This window comes from Streptomyces sp. NPDC001903 (genome assembly GCF_042891345.1).
GTDB lineage: Bacteria > Actinomycetota > Actinomycetes > Streptomycetales > Streptomycetaceae > Streptomyces.
Genome location: NZ_JBIASZ010000005.1, coordinates 346,981 through 363,791 on the forward strand (window position 1 = coordinate 346,981; position 16,811 = coordinate 363,791).

At 69.1% G+C, this 16,811-nt stretch carries 16 protein-coding genes and 2 tRNA genes; 16 read left to right on the forward strand and 2 right to left on the reverse strand.

The features are described from left to right. Positions 1-44: 44 nt before the first annotated feature. The 7 genes from ACFYZS_RS14135 to ACFYZS_RS14165 all read left to right on the forward strand — a co-directional run bounded on the left by ACFYZS_RS14135 (position 45) and on the right by ACFYZS_RS14165 (position 4,226). Positions 45-686 (forward strand): DUF2637 domain-containing protein, encoded by a 642-nt coding sequence (locus ACFYZS_RS14135; RefSeq protein ID WP_389011083.1) that lies wholly within the window; start codon positions 45-47, stop codon positions 684-686. A gap of 12 nt (positions 687-698) precedes the next feature. Beyond that, positions 699-890 carry a mobile element transfer protein gene (locus tag ACFYZS_RS14140; protein ID WP_389011086.1) on the forward strand — a complete coding sequence of 64 codons (192 nt, stop codon included), beginning with the start codon at positions 699-701 and terminating at the stop codon, positions 888-890. A gap of 18 nt (positions 891-908) precedes the next feature. Next, positions 909-1,067 (forward strand): hypothetical protein, encoded by a 159-nt coding sequence (locus ACFYZS_RS14145; protein WP_389011088.1) that lies wholly within the window; start codon positions 909-911, stop codon positions 1,065-1,067. A 22-nt stretch (positions 1,068-1,089) separates the two neighbouring features. Further along, a complete protein-coding gene (locus ACFYZS_RS14150; protein ID WP_389011091.1) occupies positions 1,090-1,422 on the forward strand; it encodes a SpdD-like protein in 333 nt (110 codons plus the stop codon). 89 nt (positions 1,423-1,511) lie between these two features. Further along, a complete protein-coding gene (repSA, locus tag ACFYZS_RS14155) occupies positions 1,512-2,876 on the forward strand; it encodes a replication initiator protein RepSA (RefSeq protein WP_389011094.1) in 1,365 nt (454 codons plus the stop codon). After that, entirely contained in the window at positions 2,869-3,072 is a 204-nt protein-coding gene (locus tag ACFYZS_RS14160) for an excisionase family DNA-binding protein (RefSeq protein ID WP_386164474.1), read from the forward strand. The genes repSA and ACFYZS_RS14160 overlap by 8 nt, the downstream gene beginning before the upstream one ends. After that, positions 3,072-4,226 carry a tyrosine-type recombinase/integrase gene (locus ACFYZS_RS14165; protein WP_389011097.1) on the forward strand — a complete coding sequence of 385 codons (1,155 nt, stop codon included), beginning with the start codon at positions 3,072-3,074 and terminating at the stop codon, positions 4,224-4,226. Before ACFYZS_RS14160 ends, ACFYZS_RS14165 begins: the two co-directional genes overlap by 1 nt. 69 nt (positions 4,227-4,295) lie before the next feature. Here ACFYZS_RS14165 and ACFYZS_RS14170 read toward each other — a convergent pair. Then, positions 4,296-4,366, reverse strand: a tRNA-Gly gene (locus ACFYZS_RS14170). 167 nt (positions 4,367-4,533) lie between these two features. On the opposite strand from ACFYZS_RS14170, the gene ACFYZS_RS14175 reads away from it, so the two are divergent. The 5 genes from ACFYZS_RS14175 to clpX all read left to right on the forward strand — a co-directional run bounded on the left by ACFYZS_RS14175 (position 4,534) and on the right by clpX (position 9,268). Next, positions 4,534-4,610, forward strand: a tRNA-Pro gene (locus tag ACFYZS_RS14175). Between the two features lie 161 nt (positions 4,611-4,771). Further along, on the forward strand, positions 4,772-6,154 hold the full coding sequence (gene tig, locus ACFYZS_RS14180) for a trigger factor (protein WP_389011100.1): 1,383 nt from the start codon (positions 4,772-4,774) through the stop codon (positions 6,152-6,154). Positions 6,155-6,441: 287 nt separating this feature from the next. Continuing rightward, positions 6,442-7,059 carry an ATP-dependent Clp protease proteolytic subunit gene (locus ACFYZS_RS14185; RefSeq protein WP_389011103.1) on the forward strand — a complete coding sequence of 206 codons (618 nt, stop codon included), beginning with the start codon at positions 6,442-6,444 and terminating at the stop codon, positions 7,057-7,059. 97 nt (positions 7,060-7,156) lie between these two features. Next, a complete protein-coding gene (locus tag ACFYZS_RS14190) occupies positions 7,157-7,828 on the forward strand; it encodes an ATP-dependent Clp protease proteolytic subunit (RefSeq protein WP_389011106.1) in 672 nt (223 codons plus the stop codon). A 153-nt stretch (positions 7,829-7,981) separates the two neighbouring features. After that, positions 7,982-9,268: an ATP-dependent Clp protease ATP-binding subunit ClpX gene (gene clpX / locus ACFYZS_RS14195; protein WP_030159377.1), complete on the forward strand. Its 1,287-nt coding sequence runs from the start codon at positions 7,982-7,984 to the stop codon at positions 9,266-9,268. 75 nt (positions 9,269-9,343) lie between these two features. Here the strand turns inward: clpX and ACFYZS_RS14200 are convergent, their stop codons facing one another. Beyond that, positions 9,344-10,255 carry a hypothetical protein gene (locus tag ACFYZS_RS14200; protein WP_389011109.1) on the reverse strand — a complete coding sequence of 304 codons (912 nt, stop codon included), beginning with the start codon at positions 10,253-10,255 and terminating at the stop codon, positions 9,344-9,346. A gap of 128 nt (positions 10,256-10,383) precedes the next feature. On the opposite strand from ACFYZS_RS14200, the gene ACFYZS_RS14205 reads away from it, so the two are divergent. The 4 genes from ACFYZS_RS14205 to ACFYZS_RS14220 all read left to right on the forward strand — a co-directional run bounded on the left by ACFYZS_RS14205 (position 10,384) and on the right by ACFYZS_RS14220 (position 16,811). Then, on the forward strand, positions 10,384-13,005 hold the full coding sequence (locus tag ACFYZS_RS14205; RefSeq protein ID WP_389011112.1) for a valine--tRNA ligase: 2,622 nt from the start codon (positions 10,384-10,386) through the stop codon (positions 13,003-13,005). A gap of 171 nt (positions 13,006-13,176) precedes the next feature. Further along, positions 13,177-14,571: a glycosyl hydrolase gene (locus ACFYZS_RS14210; RefSeq protein ID WP_389011115.1), complete on the forward strand. Its 1,395-nt coding sequence runs from the start codon at positions 13,177-13,179 to the stop codon at positions 14,569-14,571. An 8-nt stretch (positions 14,572-14,579) separates the two neighbouring features. Continuing rightward, positions 14,580-15,335, forward strand: coding sequence for a hypothetical protein (locus ACFYZS_RS14215; RefSeq protein ID WP_389011118.1), 756 nt, complete (start codon positions 14,580-14,582; stop codon positions 15,333-15,335). Positions 15,336-15,362: 27 nt separating this feature from the next. Next, the gene (locus ACFYZS_RS14220; protein ID WP_389011122.1) at positions 15,363-16,811 is read left to right on the forward strand and encodes a glycosyltransferase family 2 protein; all 1,449 of its coding nucleotides are present in this window, start codon (positions 15,363-15,365) and stop codon (positions 16,809-16,811) included.

Here is a 16,811-nt window from a genome sequence, read left to right on the forward strand (position 1 = left end):
GCGCCAAGTCCCTACCGACCCATGCCCGAAAGGAGGTGAAGCACGTGGCCCGCCTCGTCCGCCCGGATGCCGTACTCGTCCAAGCAGTCATCGCGGGGGCCCTGTCCTTCGCCCACCTGCACGACCTCGCCGCAGCGGCAGGACAGGACGGATGGAAAGCCTGGGCCTACCCGGTCAGCGTGGACCTGCTCCTCGTCGCCGCCTGGCGCCGACTCCGCAGTCTCCGGGATGCGGGGGAGTCGACCGGGCCCGCGTGGACCTGGTTCACCGTCGCCCTGGCCGCGTCGCTCGGAGCGAACGTCGCCACCGCCGGACTCCTCGACCTGGCCCACGTCCCGGACTGGCTCCGGATCCTCGTCGCCGGATGGCCAGCGCTCGCCTTCCTCGGCGGGACTCTGCTCGTCCACCCGCATGCGGCCCAGTCCGCTGCGCCTGAATCGGCCTCCGTGCCCGGCCCCGTGCTTGAGCGGGAACCGCCTGACGAGCCTGAACCCGCTCCGGCACTGCCCGCCCCGGTTGAGGAGGTGCCTGCCGTCACCGCTCCGCCTGCTCTCGTCGCTCACGCCCAGAAGCTCGCCGCCGATCACCGCACCCGCACCGGCTCGGAGATCGACACCGAGACCCTGCGCGCCCGGCTCGGCGTACCGCTCCCGATGGCAGAGGCCATCGCCGTCCAGCTCGTCTGAGGGGAGAGCCCAATGTCCGTCCGGAACTCGTTCCACTCGCTCATGAAGATCGGCCCGGTCCGGATCGGTACCTACCGCGACAACCGCGGCCGCACCAAGCACGCCGCCGTGTGCACTGCCGACGGCTGCGGCTGGTCCGCCGACTACGCGAGCTCCGCCGCCGCTCAGCTCGCCGCCCGCTCCCACCGCTGCCGCATCAACTGACCTGAAGGACAAACCGCCGTGGATGTTCCGCTCTGGCTCGCCCTGATCGTCGTAGGCGTTCTCGGCTTCAAGCTCATCCGCCCGCCGCTGTGGCTCGTCGCCGTGATTCTCCTCGGCGGCTTCCTCCTCGCGGACAGCTTCCTCGCCCCGGCCATCGACACCGCGATCAACAAGTAGCCCACCTCGGAAGGAGGATCAGATGATCCGGCCCAAGATCCCGGTCAACCCGCTCCCGACCGGCCTCGTCATCCCGCTCGACCGACCGACTACCGCCGTTGAACCCCACACGGGTGCGGCTCATGCCTGCGACTGCCACCACGGCCCGGTTCAGCCGACGCCCCGCGTGCAGCTGCCCGCCGTCCGCCTCACTCCGGCCGGCCTCGTCGCCGCCGTCGCCGGGGGAGCGGGCCTGGTCCTCGTCGTCGGCGCGGTCCTCGTCTCGATGCTCTTGGCCGTCGCCATCACCGGCGCCTCGGTCGCCGTCTGCGCTGTCGTCCTGCGTTCGCTGCTCAACGGCCAGCACCACCGCTGACAGGCCCCGGGACGGCCTCAACCGCCAAGTCTCCGCCGTCCCGGCGCCGTGCTCCTGCCCGAACCAGAGATCCGGAAGGAAGCTCCATCATGTCCCGGCCTCACCCCGCCCCGGGCCTCCTCGGCGAAATGCTGAAGGTGGCTGCGGCCCCCGACTACGCCCGCTGGGAGGAGCAGATCCGCCGTACGGGCGGCTGCTCCGACCCGATCCACATCACCGGCTGGACCGTCTCCAAGGACAAGACCTCCGGCGAGACCCTGCACCGCTACTCGACTCAGAACGAGCCCGGTGGCCGACTGCGGATCGCCTGCGGCAACCGCCGCGCCTCCCGCTGTCCCGCCTGCGCCTGGACGTACGCCGGAGACACGTACCACCTGATCCGGGCCGGTCTCGCGGGGGACGAGCGCCGCGACATCCCGGCCACCGTCCGCGAACACCCCCGGGTCTTCGCCACCCTCACCGCCCCATCCTTCGGCGCGGTCCACAACCGCCCCGCTGACCGTGGCTGCCGCTGCGGCAAGCACCACCAGGAAGACGCCGCCGAGCTCGGTACCGCGCTCGACCCGGCCACGTACGACTACGCGGGCGCCGTCCTCTTCAACAACCACGCCGGCCAGCTCTGGCAGCGGTTCACCACCCGACTGCGACGCGAGATCGCCGCGTACGCCGGGCTGACCCAACGGGAGCTCAAGGAGGTGGCCCGGCTCTCGTACGGGAAAGTCGCCGAGTTTCAGAAGCGCGGGGCGATCCACTTCCACGCCGTCGTACGGATCGACGGTCCCGGCGGGCCGGACAGTCCGCCGCCTGCCTGGGCCACGACGGAACTTCTGACTGCCTCGATCCGTGCCGCCGCTGCTCACTCGTACACCTCTGTCAGCGTGCCGGCGGCAGGGGACCAGCCTGCCCGGTCTTTCCGTTGGGGTAAGCAGCTCGACATACGGCCGATCAAGGCGTTCGGGGACGGCTCCGACGTCACCGAACAGGCCGTGGCCTCGTACGTCGCCAAGTACGCGACCAAGGCCGCCGAGAACACCGGGACGCTCGATCGGCGCGTCGGGAATCGCGAGGCCCTGGTGTTCCTCGACGTGCCGGACCACACCGCCCGGCTGATCTCGGCTTGCCTCGACCTCGACCCGCTCTACCCGGACCGGCGCCTCGCCGCCTGGTCGCACATGCTCGGCTTCCGCGGCCACTTCTCCACGAAGTCGCGCTCCTACTCGACCACCCTCGGGGCCTTACGGCAGACCCGCGCCGACTACCGCGCCGCCCAGGAACGAGAGGCGCGCGGCCTGGACGACATCGAGCCGGACACGGTGCTCGTCCTCACCTCATGGCAGTACGCCGGCCACGGACACAGCCCGGGGGAGTCGGTCTTCGCCGCCACCATCGCCCGCGACATCCAGCTCAACCGGGAGACCGCCCGCGAAGCCCTGAAGGGGGAGCAGCATGAATGAGCGGTACCTGTCCGTCGTCCAGGTCGCCGAGCTCCTCGGGACCACCGTGAGGTTTCCTCGCAGGCTGGTCGAGGAGCGGCGGATCACTTACGTGAAGGTCGGGCGTCATGTCCGGATCCCCGAGAGCGCCGTCCAGGCATTCATCAGCGCGAACACCATCGAGCCGCGCCGTCGCCGGTTGGGGGTGGCTGCCTGATGGCCGGGAAGCGCCGCCAGTTCGGCCGGGTCCGGAAGCTGCCTTCCGGCCGGTACCAGGCCCGGTACCTCGGCCCGGACGGACAGCTCCGTCCCGCACCCGAGACGTTCCGTACGAAGAGGGACGCTGACGACTGGCTCGCCGACAAGCAGACCGAGATGCGCCGTGGCGACTGGCAGGATCCGGACGCCGGGAAGGTTGCCTTCGGGCCGTACGCCGTCGCGTGGATCAAAGAGCGCGAGTTGACCAGCACCACGCGGCAGCTCTACGGCTCGCTCCTCAAGCACCACCTGGAGCCGGTCCTCGGCGCCGTCAACCTGTCGGAGATCTCGCCGCCGCTCGTACGGAGCTGGCGTGCGGACAAGCTGGCCGGCGGGACCGGGCCCACCACCGTGGCCAAGGCCTATGCCCTGCTGCGGGCCATTCTGGGGACTGCTGTGTCCGACGAGCTGATCCGGCGGAACCCCTGCCAGGTCAAGGGGGCCAGCTCCGTGCACACGCCTGAGCGGCCGACCGCCACGGTCGAGGAGGTCTATGCGCTGGCCGAGGCGATCCAGCCGCGCTATCGAGCACTCGTCCTCATGGCCGGGTTCCTGGGGCTGCGCTGGGGCGAGCTGATCGGACTGCACCGGCGGGACGTGGACCTGGAGCGCGGGACCGTACGCGTCCGGCGGGCCGTCGCCGAGCTGGGCAACGGGCAGCGGGAGATCAAGGCGCCGAAGAGTGCCGCGGGCAAGAGGACCGTCTCCGTCCCCGGTGTGATCCTTCCGGATATCCGCGAGCACCTGAGGCAGTACGCCGAGGCCGGCGCCGACGGCCGCGTCTTCATCGGGGCCAAGAAAGCCACCCCGCGCCGGAACCACTTCAACCGGCTGTGGCACAAGGCCTGCCGTGAGGCGGGGATCAAGGGGCTGCATTTCCATGATCTTCGGCACACGGGCAACACGCTCGCCGCGTCAACGGGGGCCAGCACGCGGGAGTTGATGACGCGGATGGGCCACAGCACCGCCCGCGCCGCGCTGATCTACCAACACGCCAGCGCCGACCGGGACCGGCTGATCGCCGACGCGCTCAGCGGGCTCGTCAAGAAGAGCCGCAAGGGCACGAAGGAAGATCCACCGCGCAAGGGGCACGCAGGGGGCACGGCGGGCTGATCGGAGGCCCGGAAATGACCAAGGGCCAGGCGGAGGAAACATCCTCTGACCTGGCCCTTCGTGCTTCAGAGCGGGCGACGGGAATCGAACCCGCGTAGCTAGTTTGGAAGACTAGGGCTCTACCATTGAGCTACGCCCGCAACACGTGCGCCGCAGGTCCGGGGACCGCGGCACGGACAGCATCCTAGCGGGTCGGGCCGGGGGAGTGCACACCTCATTGCGGGGGCGCGGTGCGGCGTCCGGAAACGTTCGTAAAAACCCCGCGCATCAGAGGGTCTCCGGCCATGTACCCTACGTGTCGCACCGACGGGGTGTGGCGCAGCTTGGTAGCGCGTCCGCTTTGGGAGCGGAAGGTCGTCGGTTCGAATCCGGCCACCCCGACCACCACCACCGCATCACAAGATCGCGTTGTGGGCTGATTGCCGCTTGCGGTTACTATGCAAGCTGCGTGCCCGTGTGTCTGATGGACCGGGCCGAATCCGCCGAACCGCTGAATCGCAGCGTGGACGCAGACCCCAAGCAGTCAGCCACAAGGAGACCGAACCGTGAAGAGCGCCGTGGAGACCCTGAACCCGACTCGGGTTCGGCTCACTGTTGAGGTGCCCTTCGAGGAGCTCAAGGACAGCCTCGACGCGGCGTACAAGAAGATCAACCAGCAGGTCACGGTGAAGGGCTTCCGCAAGGGCAAGATCCCCGCCCGGGTCATCGACCAGCGCTTCGGTCGCGGTGCGGTGCTGGAGGAGGCCGTCAACGACGCCCTCCCGAAGTTCTACACCGAGGCGGTCAACGAGGCCGACCTGAACCCGCTGGGCCAGCCCGAGGTCGACATCACGGAGCTGAAGGACGGCGAGCTGCTGGCCTTCACCGCCGAGGTGGACGTCCGCCCCGAGATCGAGATCCCGGACTACTCCGGCATCGAGGTCGAGGTCGACGCGGTCGAGGTCTCCGACGAGGACGTCGAGAAGTCGGTCGAGCAGCTGCGCGGCCGCTTCGCGTCCACGAACGACGTCGAGCGCGCCGCCGCCGAGGGTGACGTCGTCACCATCGACCTGGAGGCCAAGGTCGACGGCGAGGTGCTGCCCGACGGCGTCGCCTCCGACGTCTCGTACACCATCGGCTCGGGCGAGCTCCTCGACGGCATCGACGAGGCCGTCAAGGGCCTGGAGGCCGGTGGCGAGGCCACCTTCACCTCCCAGCTGAAGGGCGGCTCCGCCGAGGGCAAGGACGCCGAGGTCACCGTCAAGGTCACCAAGGTCTCCGCCAAGGAGCTCCCGGAGCTGGACGACGAGTTCGCGCAGATGGCGAGCGAGTTCGACACCCTCGAGGACCTCAAGGCGGACAGCCGCAAGCGCCTCGAGAACATGAAGCAGTACGACCAGGCCACGCAGGCCCAGGAGCGCGTCCTGGAGAAGCTGCTGGAGCTCGTCGAGGTGCCGATCCCCGAGAAGCTCCTCGAGGACGAGGTCAACACCCGCAAGCACAACCTGGAGCACCACCAGCTCGGCCAGATGGGCCTGACCATCGAGAAGTACCTGGAGTTCCAGGGCAAGACGGTCGAGGAGTTCGACGCCGAGACCAAGGACCAGGCGATTAAGGGCATCAAGACCCAGTTCGTCCTGGACGCGCTCGTCAACAAGGAGAAGCTGGGCGTCGACCAGGAGGAGCTCACCGAGCACCTCATGCGCCGTGCGGCCTCCTCCGGCATGTCCCCCGACCAGTTCGCCCAGGCCGTCGTCGAGGGTGGCCAGGTGCCGATGCTCGTCGGCGAGGTCGCCCGCGGCAAGGCCCTCGCGGTCGTCGTCGAGGCCGCCAAGGTCGTCGACACCAACGGTGAGGTCGTGGACCTCTCCGACGACGAGGACGAGGTCGAGACGGCCGCCGAGACCGTCGAGGCCGCTGTCGAGGGTGACGCCGAAGAGGCCAAGTAACACCCTGGGCGCCGCCCTGCGCGACGCCCGCTGAGCAGCATCCGGGAAGGCCCGTACACCGCCGTGTGTGCGGGCCTTTCCGCCGTCTCGGAGCCCCTGCGGACCTTGCGCTCCGAGCGAACAGTTCGGGAAGCGGGATGGCGTTGTCCGACCTGCGCGTTAGGGTCCATGAATACGAGGGCACGGGAGTACTCGGACGCCGGCGGCCACCGCCGCCCCGGCCGGTCCGCGCCCCAGAACGAGACGCTGAGACGGCAAGTGGCCGTCGGAGACGAGCAGGTGGATACGTGACGAATCTGAAGCCTTACGCCGCGGGTGAGCCGTCCATCGGTGGCGGCCTCGGCGACCATGTCTACAACCGGCTGCTCGGCGAGCGCATCATCTTCCTCGGCCAGCAGGTCGACGACGACATCGCGAACAAGATCACGGCGCAGCTCCTCCTCCTGGCCGCGGAGCCGGAGAAGGACATCTACCTGTACATCAACAGCCCGGGCGGCTCGGTGACGGCGGGCATGGCGGTCTACGACACCATGCAGTACATCCCGAACGACGTCGTCACCATCGGCATGGGCATGGCGGCCTCCATGGGCCAGTTCCTGCTCACCGGCGGCGCCCAGGGCAAGCGCTTCGCGCTCCCGAACACCGACATCCTGATGCACCAGGGTTCCGCCGGCATCGGCGGCACCGCCTCGGACATCAAGATCCAGGCCGAGTACCTGCTGCGCACGAAGCAGCGCATGGCCGAGATCACCGCGCACCACTCCGGCCAGACCGTGGAGGCGATCATCCGCGACGGCGACCGCGACCGCTGGTTCACCGCGGAGGAGGCCAAGGATTACGGCCTCATCGACGAGATCATCTCCGCCGCGTCGCTGGTCCCGGGCGGCGGCGGCACCGGGGCCTGATCCCGGCCCCGGCGCGCGGGTCCTCCCACGAGGACCCGGAGGACCCGTACGCGCCCGCCCGCACCCGGCAAGCCCCAGCCCGCAGAACGCCACCAGGATGGTGAACACCCAGATGCACATGAACAACCTCTCTCCCGCGAGCGGCCTCCACACCGGCGCTCAGGTGGACAACCGCTACGTCGTCCCGCGCTTCGTCGAGCGCACCTCGCAGGGCGTGCGCGAGTACGACCCGTACGCGAAGCTCTTCGAAGAGCGCGTGATCTTCCTCGGCGTGCAGATCGACGACGCCTCCGCCAACGACGTCATGGCGCAGCTGCTGTGCCTGGAGTCGATGGACCCGGACCGCGACATCTCGATCTACATCAACAGCCCGGGCGGCTCCTTCACGGCGCTGACGGCCATCTACGACACGATGCAGTTCGTGAAGCCGGACATCCAGACGGTCTGCATGGGCCAGGCGGCCTCCGCCGCGGCCGTCTTGCTGGCCGCCGGCACCCCCGGCAAGCGCATGGCGCTGCCGAACGCCCGCGTGCTGATCCACCAGCCCTCCGGTGGAACCGGCCGCGAGCAGCTCTCCGACCTGGAGATCGCGGCCAAGGAGATCCTGCGCATGCGTGACCAGCTGGAGACCATGCTGGCCAAGCACTCGACCACGCCGATCGAGAAGATCCGCGAGGACATCGAGCGCGACAAGATCCTGACGGCCGAGGACGCGCTCGCGTACGGCCTGATCGACCAGATCGTCTCGACCCGCAAGAACTCCCACTGATCCTTGCCACCAGTTGGCGTGGGCACGTCGTCACATTCGGCGATGTGAACCACGTCAAGGGGGCCCCGTACGGGGCCCCCGGCAAGGTACCGTCGGATATGAGGCACCAGGAGCGCTGAACCAGGCGTCTCCCAGGCGAAGGGGAAGCACCTCGTGGCACGCATCGGTGACGGCGGCGACCTGCTCAAGTGCTCGTTCTGCGGAAAGAGCCAGAAGCAGGTGAAGAAGCTCATCGCAGGACCCGGTGTGTACATCTGCGACGAGTGCATCGACCTCTGCAACGAGATCATCGAGGAGGAGCTCGCGGAGACCTCCGAGGTCCGGTGGGAGGAACTCCCCAAGCCTCGTGAGATCTACGAGTTCCTGGAGAGCTACGTCGTCGGCCAGGAGCCGGCGAAGAAGGCCCTCTCGGTGGCGGTGTACAACCACTACAAGCGCGTCCAGGCCGGCGAGAACGGCGGCGCGCAGGGCCGGGACGACGCGATCGAGCTCGCGAAGTCCAACATCCTGCTGCTGGGCCCGACGGGCTCCGGCAAGACCCTGCTGGCCCAGACCCTCGCGCGCATGCTCAACGTCCCGTTCGCCATCGCCGACGCGACGGCGCTGACGGAGGCCGGGTACGTGGGCGAGGACGTCGAGAACATCCTGCTCAAGCTGATCCAGGCGGCCGACTACGACGTCAAGAAGGCCGAGACCGGGATCATCTACATCGACGAGATCGACAAGGTCGCCCGCAAGAGCGAGAACCCGTCGATCACGCGCGACGTGAGCGGCGAGGGCGTGCAGCAGGCCCTGCTGAAGATCCTGGAGGGAACGACGGCGTCGGTCCCGCCGCAGGGCGGCCGCAAGCACCCGCACCAGGAGTTCATCCAGATCGACACGACGAACGTGCTGTTCATCGTGGGCGGCGCCTTCGCAGGCCTGGAGAAGATCATCGAGTCGCGGGCCGGCGCCAAGGGCATCGGCTTCGGCGCGACGATCCGCTCGAAGCGCGAGATCGAGGCGAGCGACCAGTTCCAGGAGGTCATGCCGGAGGACCTGGTGAAGTTCGGGATGATCCCCGAGTTCATCGGCCGTCTGCCCGTCATCACCTCGGTGCACAACCTGGACCGCGAGGCGCTGCTGCAGATCCTGGTGGAGCCGCGGAACGCGCTGGTGAAGCAGTACCAGCGCCTCTTCGAACTCGACGGCGTCGAGCTGGACTTCGAGCGCGAGGCGCTCGAGGCCATCGCGGACCAGGCGATCCTGCGCCAGACGGGCGCGCGAGGGCTGCGCGCCATCATGGAAGAGGTCCTGATGTCGGTGATGTACGAGGTCCCGTCCCGCAAGGACGTGGCCCGCGTGGTCATCACCTCGGACGTCGTCCGCTCGAACGTGAACCCGACGCTGGTCCCCCGCATCGTCCCGAAGGACCAGGGCCCGCAGGAGAAGTCGGCCTGACGGCAGCCTGAACAGCGCTCATGCGGAAGGGGTGCCCCCTCGGGGGCACCCCTTCCGCATGAGGTGGACCGGCCGCTACTTCTTGACGCGGGCGGTGTTGTAGAGCTTCGCCGTCAGGTCGGCGGTCTGCTCCAGGGTGTAGCCCGGCTTGCCCGCCAGGATCGAGGCCGCGTCGGAGGCGCTGACCATGGTCAGGGTGCTGTAGTCACCCCAGATGCAGATCGGAAGGGTCAGTTCCTTCGGGCCCTTCGACGCCGTGGTGCTCGTCGACGTGATCTTCATTTCCTGGCACTTCATCACGGCGCCGCTGAACCCGGAGGGGGACATCGACTTCGGGCTGCCGATCATCTCGACCGTCGCGGACTTGTCCTTGCCGGCGTTGAGCTTGGCGGTGGCGAAGTAGGCGTCCACCGACTTCTCGGGATCCGCGAGTTCGCCGTACAGGCCCTGGAAGCTGAGGCCCTTGGTCGTCAGCGGGTTGGCCGGATCGCCGGAGGTGTAGTCCATGGCGACCTTGGTGGGGTTCTTGATGCCGATCCCCTCCAGTTCCTGGCGGTCCTTGTCGCTGAGGGGCTTCTCCTTGTAGTTCGGGTTCTTCTTGAAGTCGGCCACCGTCTCCGGGGCGACCAGCTTGTAGCCCTTGGTGGCGGACGAGACCGAGCCCGAGGCGCCGCCGCCCTTCGTGAAGTACCAGCCGGCGCCGGCGACGGCCACCACCGCGACGATCACGGCGATCACCACGCCCGCCTTGGACTTCTTCGGCTGCTGCGGCTGCATGCCGTACGGCGGCTGCTGCGGGTACCCGTAGCCCGGCTGGGGCTGCTGCGGGTAGCCCTGCGGGGGGACGCCCGGCTGCGGGGGCTGCTGCGGGTAGCCGTAGCCGGGCTGCGGCGCGGGCTGCCCGTACGGTCCCGGCTGCTGGCCCCCGTACGGTCCCGGCTGCTGCGGCGGCTGGCCTCCGTACGGCCCCGGCTGGTTGTAGCTCATGCCCGCATCCCCCTTCAGGAATCCTTATGCGTTTCAGACATCCTGTCGGAAGCCGATCCCCCACAGGCCGCCGGGCCCCCGGATTACCGGTTTCATAGCTGGACTGTTACGGCTCTAAACTGTGCCTCGTGACCGAGAACACGCAGACACCCAGCAGCCCCGACTCCGAACTGCCGACCGCGTACGCTCCGGCCGAGGTAGAGGGGAAGCTCTACGAGCGCTGGGTAGAGCGTGGGTACTTCACGGCCGATGCCGCGAGCGAGAAGCCCGCGTACACCATCGTCATCCCGCCGCCGAACGTCACCGGCTCCCTGCACCTGGGGCACGCCTTCCAGCACACGCTGATGGACGCCCTGACCCGCCGCAAGCGCATGCAGGGCTACGAGTCGCTGTGGCTGCCCGGCATGGACCACGCCGGCATCGCCACCCAGAACAAGGTCGAGCAGCAGCTCGCCGAGGAGGGCAAGTCCCGCCACGACCTGGGCCGCGAGGAGTTCGTCGAGCGCGTCTGGCAGTGGAAGGAAGAGTACGGCGGCAAGATCCTCGGCCAGATGCGCCGCCTCGGCGACGGCGTCGACTGGTCCCGTGAGCGCTTCACCATGGACGAGGGCCTCTCCAAGGCCGTCCAGACGATCTTCAAGAAGCTCTACGACGACGAGCTGATCTACCGCGCCGAGCGCATCATCAACTGGTGCCCCCGCTGCCTCACGGCCATCTCCGACATCGAGGTGGAGTACCAGGAGGACGCGGGCGAGCTCGTCTCGATCAAGTACGGCGAGGGCGAGGACACGCTCGTCGTCGCCACCACGCGCGCCGAGACGATGCTCGGTGACACGGCCATCGCCGTCCACCCGGACGACGAGCGCTACAAGCACCTCGTCGGCAAGCTCATCAAGCTCCCGCTCACCGACCGCTCCATCCCGGTCGTCGCCGACACGCACGTCGACCCGGAGTTCGGCACCGGCTGCGTCAAGGTGACCCCGGCGCACGACCCGAACGACTTCGCCATCGGGCAGCGCCACGGCCTGCCCAACATGACGATCATGGACGAGCACGGCAACATCACCGTCCACGGCCCCTTCCTCGGCCTGGACCGCTTCGAGGCCCGGTCCGCGGTGGTCGGCGCGCTGCGCGAGCAGGGCCGGATCGTCGCCGAGAAGCGCCCGTACCTGCACTCCGTCGGGCACTGCTCCCGCTGCTCCACCACCGTCGAGCCGCGCCTGTCGCTGCAGTGGTGGGTCAAGGTCGAGACCCTCGCCAAGGCCGCCGGCGACGCGGTCCGCGACGACCGGGTCACGATCCACCCGAAGGAGATGGAGAAGCGCTACTTCGACTGGGTCGACAACCTCAACGACTGGTGCATCTCGCGCCAGCTGTGGTGGGGCCACCGCATCCCGGTCTGGTACGGCCCGGACGGCGAGGTCGTCTGCGTCGGACCCGACGACGAGGCACCCACGGGCGAGGGCTGGACCCAGGACACCGACGTCCTCGACACCTGGTTCTCCTCCGGCCTGTGGCCGTTCTCCACGCTCGGCTGGCCGGAGAAGACCCCGGACCTGGCGAAGTTCTACTCCACCGACGTCCTGGTCACCGGCCACGACATCATCTTCTTCTGGGTCGCCCGGATGATGATGTTCGGCCTGTACGCCATGGACGGCGAGGTCCCGTTCAAGACGATCGCGCTGACCGGCCTGGTCCGCGACGAGCGCGGCAAGAAGATGTCGAAGTCCTTCGGCAACGTCGTCGACCCGCTGGACTGGATGGACAAGTACGGCTCCGACGCCGTCCGCTTCACCCTGGCCAAGGGCGCCAACCCGGGCACCGACGTGCCGATCGGCGAGGACTGGGTCCAGGCCTCCAGCAAGTTCGCCAACAAGATCTGGAACGCCACGCGCTTCGCGCTGATGAACGGCGCGACGATCGAGGGCGACCTGCCCCCGGTCGAGCAGCTGTCCGCCACCGACCGCTGGATCCTGTCCCGGCTGAACAAGACGGTCGCGCAGGTCGACGCGTACTACGAGGACTTCCAGTTCTCGAAGCTCAGCGAGGCGCTCTACCACTTCGCGTGGGACGAGGTCTTCGACTGGTACGTCGAGCTGTCGAAGACGACCTTCTTCGCGGGCGGCGAGCAGGCCAAGGTCTCCGGCCGGGTGCTGGGCGAGGTCATCGACGTCATGCTGCGGCTGCTGCACCCGGTGGTCCCGTTCGTCACCGAGACGCTGTGGACCACGCTGACCGGGGGCGAGTCCCTGGTCATCGCCGAGTGGCCCAAGGACAGCGGCTTCCGCGACGAGGCCGCCGAGGCGGAGATCGAGAGCGTCCAGGCCGTCGTCACCGAGGTCCGCCGGTTCCGCAAGGAGCAGGGCCTGCAGGACGGTCAGAAGGTCCCGGCCCGCCTGGACCTGAGCGCCACGGCGCTCGGTGCGCACGAGGCGGCCATGCGCCAGCTGCTGCGCCTCCAGCCGGAGGGCGAGGAGTTCACGGCCACCGCCACCCTGCCGGTCGCCGGTGCCACGGTCGCGCTCGACCTGTCGGGCACGATCGACGTGGCCGCCGAGCGCAAGCGGCTCTCCAAGGACCTCGCGGCCGCCGAGAAGGAGAAGCAGCAGGCCGAGGCGAAGCTCGGGAACGAGGCCTTCCTGGCCAAGGCCCCCGACAACGTCGTGGACAAGATCAAGGGCCGGCTGGCCAAGGCCGAGGCGGACATCGCGCGGATTCAGGCCCAACTGGACACGCTGCCCGCCGCGTAACACGTACAAACGGTGAACCACACGTACATACGGTGAACCATCGGCCCCCGAGCACATCGCTCGGGGGCCGACGCGTAGGGTGACACCCGCCCCAAGGGTCGCGTGCGACCGGCAGGGGCGATCGTCGGCCAGCTGTCGACCGAGGGGGGTCTCGGAGTGTCGGGTCGTGACGTGCCGGGTCGCGCGGCGTTAAGCCGCGACCTGAAGCGCCGCAATCTCCTCCTGGGTGCGGCCGCCACCGTGGCCACGGGTGGCGCCCTCGCCGGAGTGGCGGCCTTCAGCACCTCGCGCGCACCCGCCGCCGGACTCCAGAAGGACCTGGTGTCGCGGGACCCCAAGGCCTCCAAGGCCGCCCGGTCCGTGTACCGGCTGCTGGCGGGACTGGAGGCGGACGCCCGGGCCGGCCACCGCCGCGGCACCCTCATGGGCCAGCACGCCGAGGTGCACAACGAGCGGTACAACCCGGAGTACGGCGACCACAGCGGTCCCAAACCCCCGGGCTACTACTACCGCAAGCCCCAGGACATCACCGGGAAGCTGCCGGCCTTCCTCGAACTGGACCTGGGTCCGGGCTACCAGCAGGAGAACTGGGGCGTGGGCGAGGCGCGGGACTACTCGCGCGCGGCCTGGCCCGCCCGCCGGGAGTTCTGGACCTACACGAACGACGTCGTCGACCTCGCCATGGGCGTCTGGCACGGGCTGCCCCGCACGGACGACGGCTCGTACAACCCGACCGGCACCGAAAGCCTGTGGAACGGCACCAAGACCGTGCTGCCGACCAACGGGGGAGCACCCGCCGGCCTGGTCGGCATGTCGTTCCACCAGCCGTGGCCGGGCAGCCCCGTCAAGAGCTACGAGCAGACGCTGCGCCGCAACGCGCCCTCCGCGAAGGACCCCGGCTGGATCGACCGGCTGCTCACCCCCGGTACCACCGAGCACGCGGCGCTCCTGCTCGACCTGTCCTTCCTCGCGGACCACCTCGGCTATCTGGCCGCGTACGACGTCCCCGTACTGCTGCGCCCGTACCACGAGATGAACTCGCTCGGCGGGGAGCAGAGCTTCTGGTGGGCGGGGCTGAAGCCCGGGCAGTACACGGCCCTGTGGGAGTTGCTCTACCACTACCTGGTGGGCTCCCGCGGACTGCACAACCTGATCTTCGTCTGGGCCCCCACGGCCTGGGACGGCGTCCACGGCAGCGAACCGTGGGACTTCTACCCGGGCCCCGAATACGTGGACGTCGTCGGTGTCGACGACTACAGCGGAACCCCGGACCGGCCCTTCGACACCGGCGCCTGGACCTCCACGTGGCACCGCGGGCTGGGGGACTACGGCAAGCCGCGGATCCTCGCGGAGTCCTTCCACGTGCCGCTGGGCGCGGCGCAGCGCACGACGCTCGACCAGTCCCCGTGGGTGCTGTGGACGGTGTGGGGCGACGGGCTCACCGCGAAGAACTCGAACGCCGATGTCCGGCAGACCTACGACGACCCCAAGACGATCACCGGCGGCCGGGAATCCGGCCCCGCGGGCGTGCAATGGCTCGCCTTGCACGACGGAACCTTCGAATAGGAGTGAAGTTGAGCGCGTCAACGCCACGCGCCCACCGTGTGGCCGCCTTCGTGGCCATGGGCTGGGCAGGCATCCTTCTCCTCTGGGCCGTGTACAACTGCTTCTGGCAGGTCGGCGTCGCCGACTTCCTCCAGGGCATCGTGTACTACGGCACGGGTGACGGCTCCGGGACCGCAGAGACGTTCAACCTCAACTGGGGTGTCGTCTATGTGTCGGGCGGACTGCTGGTCCTGCGCGGGAACACCCTCGGGCGGGGCATCATCATCGGCGGCGCCGCCATCGAGGGCTACAACCGGGTGCGCAGCCTGTCGGGCGCGCTCTTCGACGACAAGCAGGCCGAGTACTTCACCACGACCGCACAGGGCGGCCTGAAGCTGGCGACCTTCGCGGTCGGCACCCTGGTGACCTGCACGCTCATCGTCCTGCTGCTGCGGGACTTCGCGGTGTACGAAGCGTGGCAGCCTCCGGTGAACCCGTGGACCCAGCAGGCCAATGAAGCCCGGCTGGCGCGGGAGGTGCCGCAGCAGCAGTCTCCTCAGCCGTCCCACGGCTTCGGCGCCGCACCGGCCTATCCGGCGCAGCCCGCACCGCAGTTGCCGCAGACGGGCTACGCCCGGCCGCAGCCCACGCCCCAGCAGCCCTATCCGCCGCAGCAGCCCCAACCCGGTTACGGGCCCGGCCCGTACGGCAGTCAGCCCGCCTGGCCCCAGCAGCCTCAACAGCCCCAGCAGCCCCGGCAGTCGCCGCCGCCGCAACAGCAGTAGCCGTAGGAACCGCGAAGGACCATTGCCATGACCCCCGCCTCCACACAAGAGGTCGCGCCCGCCACCCGGCGCGACGCGAAGATGGTGCAGCGCCACGCCGACTGGAAACCCGGTGTGCTGCCCTTCCTGCTGCCCTTCCTGCTCCTCGCCGCCTTCGGCCTGTGGTCGTTCAAGCCGAATCCGACCCCGCTGGGCTGGACCCTGTCGGTCGTCTGGTCGTTGCCCGGCGTAGGCGTCATGGTCGGCCTCCAGGGCGCCCTGCTGATCCGCCGCCGGCTGCGGAAGTCGCACGAGATGGTCCCGCCGACGCCGGTGGAGGAGGACTTCCTCATCGTGCTGGTGCCGACCATCGGCCGCCACGACACCTACCCGGCGCTGGAGCGCTCGGTCCTGAGCTACGTGGAGCACCTGCCCCCGTATTTCCCGCTCATGCGGGTCGACGTCCTCACGGAGGAGGGCTGCGAGGCGGCCGAGCGGATCGACGACCTGGCCGCGATGAACCCGCTGATCCGGGTGGTCACCGTCCCCAAGGCGTACGAGACGGCGAACGGCACCCGGTTCAAGGCCCGCGCCAACCACTACGCGCACGAACTGCGGATCGACGAGGGCGAGGCCCTCGACGACATCTGGGTCCTGCACATGGACGACGACACCGGGGTCGGCCCCGACACCGCCGCGTCCATCGCCCAGTTCGTCAACCGCCAGCGGCGGGCCGGGGACGAGGGCAAGCACATGGCGCAGGGCATCCTCGCCTACCCGCGCGAGAACGCCGTGAACCGCTTCACCTGGCTCGCCGACGCGGTCCGCCCCGCCGACGACATAGCCCGGTTCCGGGCCCTCACCGGTCTCGGGACGCCGGTCGCCGGCGTACACGGGGAGCTGCTGCTGCTCCGGGCCTCCATCGAGGCGACCATCGGCTGGGACTTCGGCCCGAAGGCCATCGTCGAGGACGCGCAGCTGGCGCTGACGTTCTGCCGCACGTACCCGGGCCGCAGCGACTGGTTCAACGGCCGCTGCTACGGCGCCTCCCCGGCCACCACCAGGGACTTCGTCAAGCAGCGCGAGCGCTGGGCCTGGGGGCTCGTCGCGCTGTGCTTCAACCGCACGGTGCCGTTCCGGTACCGCTGGTTCCTGCTGCTCTGCGTGGCCACCTGGGTCTTCGGTCCGCTCCAGCACGTCGCGACGGTGCTCTTCGTGGCCTGGCTCATCGGCGACTTCAACACCTCCCCCGTGGCCCAGACCGTAGTGATCATGTGGGCGCTCAATTTCGCGTACGTCATCTGGACGTACTGGGAGGGGCTGAGGCTCAACGGCCTCGTCTCGGCGAACGGCCGGCGCCTGTGGTGGGAGCCGATCGTCGTGCTCGGCCTCATCCCGGTGTTCTCCGTGATGGAAGGGCTCGGCGGCCTGCGCGGGCTGATCAAGTTCATCAAGCGCGAAGAGAACAAGTTCGTCGTCATCGCCAAGCCCGCCTGA